Below are 238 nucleotides of genomic sequence, written 5' to 3'. Positions count from 1 at the left end.
GAAATAGACTAATGACAACCAAATTAATTAGAACTATCGTTTTAAAGTTTTCCATACTCATTCCCAATCGTCCTCTTCATCTGTCGCCATTGGCAATGTGAAATAAATAGTTGTCCCTTTTCCTTCCTCACTTTTCGCCCAAACCGAGCCGCCATGTGCCTCAATCATTTCTTTCGCAATGGCTAACCCAAGACCTGTACCACCCATTTATCTCGAACGCGCTTTATCTACACGATAA

At 41.2% G+C, this 238-nt stretch carries 1 pseudogene; it reads right to left on the bottom strand.

From position 1 onward, the window contains the following. Positions 1–57 precede the first annotated feature (57 nt). Positions 58–238, bottom strand: a pseudogene (locus SB775_RS33590) (ATP-binding protein); the annotation flags it as partial.

Source organism: Peribacillus sp. SIMBA_075 (assembly GCF_046534585.1).
This window is presented reverse-complemented; position numbering and strand designations above follow the sequence as displayed.